Raw genomic sequence first — 4,890 nt, 5'->3', positions numbered from 1 at the left:
GCTCAGATGGAGAAGACCGCTGCAGACGAGGCCGCCGAGGCTGCCACCGCTGCTGCCGGCTACTCCTCCGAGTCGGGTGCCGGCGACGCCGACGCCGCTTCGGCTGCCAGCACCTCGTCGTCCGAGTCTGCCGGCGGATCGCTGGCCAGCGACGCACAGCTCGCCGCTCTGCGCGAGAAGCTGTCGGGCAACGCCTAGCAAGTCCGCCTGACTCGTCAGGCAAAGCCGAAGACCCCGCTCCTGCACTGCAGGGGCGGGGTCTCGTCGTTGCAGGACGTCCGAACATGACTGTGGCCCAACCTCTCCGGAGGTTGGGCCACAGTGGTGTGGGGGGTGAGGCTGGTGCTCAGTTCGCGGTGGCGGGAATCCAGTAACCGGACGACGGCTGTACGTCGGCGCGCTTGCGCATCGTTGCGAAGCTGTGCCTGCCCTGGCTGATGAGTGCCGTGAGCCAGGTCCGGCGGTGGTCGGCGAGCGCGGAGGCCACCTCGGGGATCTCCATGCAATGCACCCCGCCCGCAATGCCGAGGCGGTGCCGACCGAACTGGTTGCGGTGATCGCGCATGGCGTTCCTCTTCTTCGAGAAGGTGCAGGTCGGGTGCGTTCGCTAGAACATAACCGACCGTGTCGGACATCTGTGGTATTTGGGGCAGGTGAGTCTGCAGAGGGAGGAGAGGGTGGAGATCGGCGAGGGACGTGCGTACTCGGTGCGCGGCGGGTGCAACACTGGGAGGCGTGTTGAGAATCGGCCTCACTGGAGGCATAGGAGCCGGTAAGTCCACCGTGTCGAAGGTCCTCGCCGAACTCGGGGGAGTGATCGTCGACGCCGATCTGATTGCGCGGGAGGTCGTCGAACCCGGAACACCCGGCCTCGTCGCGCTCGTCGACCGGTTCGGCGAGGAGATCCTGACGGAGGACGGCACACTCGACCGGCCCGCCCTGGCTGCCCGCGCCTTCGCCGACGACGAATCGCGGCTCGCGCTGAATGCGATCGTTCACCCGCTCGTCGGGGCGCGCACCACCGAGACGATCGAATCGGCGCCCAAGGACGCCATCCTCGTCCAGGACATTCCGTTGCTGGTCGAGGGCGGAATGGGCGCGGCCTTCCACCTGGTCGTCGTCGTATTCGTCGATGCCGAGGAGCGGGTGCGGCGGCTTGTCGGATCGCGGGGAATGCCCGAGACCGATGCGCGCGCGCGGATCGCAGCCCAGGCCGACGACGATCAGCGGCGGGCGGCGGCGGACGTCTGGCTCGACAACAGCGGTGCCCCTGGCGCGCTCGAGCCGGCGATCCGGGCACTGTGGTCGGAGCGTCTCGTGCCCTTCGAGTCCAACATCCGCACGCGGACCGTCGTCCGGGTCCTGCCCGAACTCGCTCCGCCGAATCCGCAGTGGCCGGCGCAGGCCGACCGGCTGATCGCTCGCGTCAAACTGGTGTGCGGCGACCGCGCCGTCCGGATCGACCACATCGGGTCGACGGCCGTCGAAGGATTGCCCGCCAAGGACGTCATCGACGTCCAGGTGACCGTCGCGAACCTCGAGACCGCGGACGACCTCGCCGAATCCCTCGCCGACGCCGGGTTCCCCCGCATCGAGCACATCACCGCCGACGACCCGAAGCCCTCGTACCAGGGCGGAGAGACCGACCCGGCCCTGTGGGGCAAGCGAATCCACGGCGGTGCCGATCCCGGACGGCCCGTCAACATCCACATTCGCGTCGACGGGTGGCCCGGACAGCAGTTCGCGCTCGTCTTCCGCGACTGGCTCCGCGCCGACACCGAGGCCCGGACCGAGTACCTCGCGGTCAAGGAAGGTGCGGCGGAGAAGGCGGCCGGTCACACGGACTACCGGGACGCGATCACCGCCTATGTTGACGCGAAGACCCCGTGGTTCGACCGCGCCTATCACCGGGCGTGGGAATGGGCCGAGCGGACCGGCTGGAGCGCGTAGGTCACCGCCAGTCGATCGGCATCCCGATCGAGGCCAGCCAGCGGCCGAGGTCGTGGCCGTGCGCGGCGATGCCGTCGATCGCCGTGGTGGCGGTGAGGATCGCCCGCTCGGCCGTCGCCGTGTCGAGCAGGCCGGTGGTGTGCGCCTCCATCAGCTCGTCGACGTCGAGGAGTTCGGTGTCGCGGCCGGTGCGGACGACCAGGTCCAGGTAGTGGTCCTCGGACTTCCACACGTCGTCACCCCGGGTGAAGCTGCCGATGTCGACGTAGTGGTCCTGATCGCGCTGGTGGTAGGGGTGGTAGTGGAAGATCGACGCCCGCAGGCCGAGGTCGGGGAGCAGCCACGACTCCAGGTAGTGGAACTGCCGGTGGTCGGAGGTGCGCGCCATGTACAGCCCCCACGGTTCGACGCGGTAGTGATCGACGTGGCGGACGAACCCCTTGGGGTCGGTGTTGGTGTGATCTCGTAGGTCGAAGTACTCGACCTTCGGTGGGTGGATGTCGTGACTCGCGCCTGCCATGGTGGGGAACCTACCGGGTTTTTCAGCTGACGGAGATCGTCGGAGAGTTTGTCGGTACCTGCGCCTACCCTGGTTGTATGGCGTTTGCATCCGAGCACCCCGTGGTGGCACATTCCGAGTTCCGTCCCATCGGGGAGATCGAGCGGTCGGAAGCGCGGTTCGAGGTCGTCAGCGACCACAAGCCGGCCGGCGATCAGCCCACCGCGATCGCCGATCTGGAACGCCGCATCAACGCCGGCGAGAAGGACGTGGTCCTGCTCGGCGCCACCGGTACCGGCAAGTCCGCCACCACGGCGTGGCTGATCGAGAAGGTGCAGCGGCCCACCCTGGTGATGGCGCCCAACAAGACGCTCGCCGCGCAGTTGGCCAACGAGCTGCGCGACATGCTGCCCAACAACTCCGTCGAGTACTTCGTCTCGTACTACGACTACTACCAGCCCGAGGCGTACATCGCGCAGACCGACACCTACATCGAGAAGGACTCGTCGATCAACGACGACGTCGAGCGGCTGCGCCACTCCGCGACGTCGAGCCTGCTGTCGCGGCGGGACGTGGTCGTGGTGGCGTCCGTGTCGTGCATCTACGGTCTCGGCACCCCGCAGTCGTACCTCGACCGCTCGGTGCAGCTCGAGGTCGGGGTGGAGGTTCCGCGCGACGCTCTGCTGCGGCTGCTGGTCGACGTGCAGTACACCCGCAACGATCTGGCGTTCACCCGCGGATCCTTCCGGGTGCGCGGCGACACCGTCGAGATCATTCCCTCGTACGAGGAGTTGGCGGTCCGGATCGAGTTCTTCGGCGACGAGATCGAGGCGCTGTACTACCTGCATCCCCTCACCGGGGACGTGGTGCGGAAGGTCGACTCGGTGCGCATCTTCCCGGCCACGCACTACGTCGCGGGTCCCGAGCGGATGGAACGTGCCGTCAAGGACATCGAGGCCGAACTCGAGGAACGGCTCGCCGACCTCGAGAACAAGGGCAAGCTGCTCGAGGCGCAGCGTCTCCGGATGCGCACCCAGTACGACCTCGAGATGATCAAGCAGGTCGGGTTCTGCTCCGGCATCGAGAACTACTCGCGTCACATCGACGGTCGCGGGCCGGGTACGGCGCCCGCCACGCTGATCGACTACTTCCCGGAGGACTTCCTCCTCGTCATCGACGAGTCCCACGTGACGGTCCCGCAGATCGGCGCGATGTACGAGGGCGACATGTCGCGCAAACGGAATCTCGTCGAGTTCGGGTTCCGGTTGCCGTCCGCCACCGACAACCGCCCGCTGACGTGGGAGGAGTTCACCCAGCGCATCGGGCAGACGGTGTACCTGTCGGCCACACCCGGCAAGTACGAGCTCGGGCAGGCAGGCGGGGAGTTCGTCGAGCAGGTCATCCGCCCCACCGGTCTCGTCGACCCCCAGGTGGTCGTCAAACCGACCAAGGGGCAGATCGACGACCTCGTGCACGAGATCCGCGAACGTGCCGACCGGGACGAGCGCGTCCTCGTCACCACGTTGACGAAGAAGATGGCGGAAGACCTCACCGACTACCTCCTCGAACTCGGTATCCGGGTGCGGTACCTGCACTCGGACATCGACACCCTGCGACGGGTCGAGTTGCTCCGGCAACTTCGTTTGGGGGAGTACGACGTCCTGGTGGGTATCAACCTGCTGCGGGAGGGCCTCGACCTCCCCGAGGTGTCGTTGGTCGCCATCCTCGACGCCGACAAGGAGGGCTTCCTCCGGAGCTCGACCAGCCTCATCCAGACGATCGGCCGCGCGGCTCGTAACGTCTCCGGCCAGGTCCACATGTACGCCGACAAGATCACCGACTCGATGCAGCACGCGATCGAGGAGACCGAGCGGCGGCGTGAGAAGCAGATCGCCTACAACGAGAAGATGGGCGTCGATCCGCAGCCGCTGCGGAAGAAGATCGCAGACATCCTCGACCAGGTCTACGAGGAAGCCGAGGACACGGCCAGCGGAGTCGACGTCGGCGGTTCCGGCCGCAACGCCACTCGCGGGCGCCGCGCCCAGGGCGAGGCCGGGCGCTCGGTCAGCGCCGGGGTGTACGAGGGCCGCGATACGAAGTCGATGCCGAGGGCGGAGTTGGYAGATCTGGTCAAGGAATTGACCGATCAGATGATGAACGCCGCCCGAGATCTGCAGTTCGAACTCGCCGGACGACTGCGCGACGAGATCGCCGACCTGAAGAAGGAGCTGCGCGGCATGGATGCCGCGGGCCTGAAATAGCGGGCGCGCCCAGGCAGTACGGTCTGAAGCATGGATGCACACAACGCAGGTCGTACCGCCCGGTCCTTGGAGTTGCTTCATTCGCTCAGCTATTTCGTTCCCGAGGTCGAGAATCGTCTGGTCGAGGCGGGCCTCGCACCGGGTCGGATGGGCTACTTCGCGGGCCGCTCCGCGCCGATG

Annotated in this window: 5 protein-coding genes and 1 pseudogene; 4 read left to right on the top strand and 2 right to left on the bottom strand. The window is 67.2% G+C overall.

Translation table 11 applies throughout. From position 1 onward, the window contains the following. Window positions 1–198: pseudogene (gene rpsA / locus AC1D1G_RS41790) on the top strand (30S ribosomal protein S1); the annotation flags it as partial. Window positions 199–346: 148 nt separating this feature from the next. Here the strand turns inward: rpsA and AC1D1G_RS41785 are convergent. Then, window positions 347–565, bottom strand: coding sequence for a hypothetical protein (locus tag AC1D1G_RS41785; protein WP_280782493.1), 219 nt, complete (start codon window positions 563–565; stop codon window positions 347–349). A gap of 170 nt (window positions 566–735) precedes the next feature. Between AC1D1G_RS41785 and coaE the strand changes: the two genes are divergently transcribed. Further along, window positions 736–1,950, top strand: a complete 1,215-nt coding sequence (gene coaE / locus AC1D1G_RS41780) for a dephospho-CoA kinase (protein ID WP_477956558.1) — start codon at window positions 736–738, stop codon at window positions 1,948–1,950. Window position 1,951: 1 nt separating this feature from the next. On the opposite strand, the gene AC1D1G_RS41775 is transcribed toward coaE, so the two are convergent. Then, window positions 1,952–2,470: a ribonuclease FAU-1 family protein gene (locus tag AC1D1G_RS41775; protein ID WP_105413716.1), complete on the bottom strand. Its 519-nt coding sequence runs from the start codon at window positions 2,468–2,470 to the stop codon at window positions 1,952–1,954. Between the two features lie 77 nt (window positions 2,471–2,547). Between AC1D1G_RS41775 and uvrB the strand changes: the two genes are divergently transcribed. Further along, window positions 2,548–4,710, top strand: a complete 2,163-nt coding sequence (gene uvrB / locus AC1D1G_RS41770; RefSeq protein WP_477956557.1) for an excinuclease ABC subunit UvrB — start codon at window positions 2,548–2,550, stop codon at window positions 4,708–4,710. A 30-nt stretch (window positions 4,711–4,740) separates the two neighbouring features. Then, window positions 4,741–4,890: helix-turn-helix domain-containing protein (locus tag AC1D1G_RS41765; RefSeq protein ID WP_477956559.1), on the top strand; the 150-nt coding region annotated here is incomplete at its 3' end.

The organism is Rhodococcus sp. P3_B8, assembly GCF_056402775.1.
This window is presented reverse-complemented; position numbering and strand designations above follow the sequence as displayed.

Excerpts from the sequence above, each read along its gene's own strand:
- AC1D1G_RS41785 (WP_280782493.1), bottom strand. The coding sequence starts at position 565 with ATGCGCGATCACCGCAACCAGTTCGGTCGGCACCGCCTCGGCATTGCG.
- AC1D1G_RS41775 (WP_105413716.1), bottom strand. The coding sequence starts at position 2,470 with ATGGCAGGCGCGAGTCACGACATCCACCCACCGAAGGTCGAGTACTTC.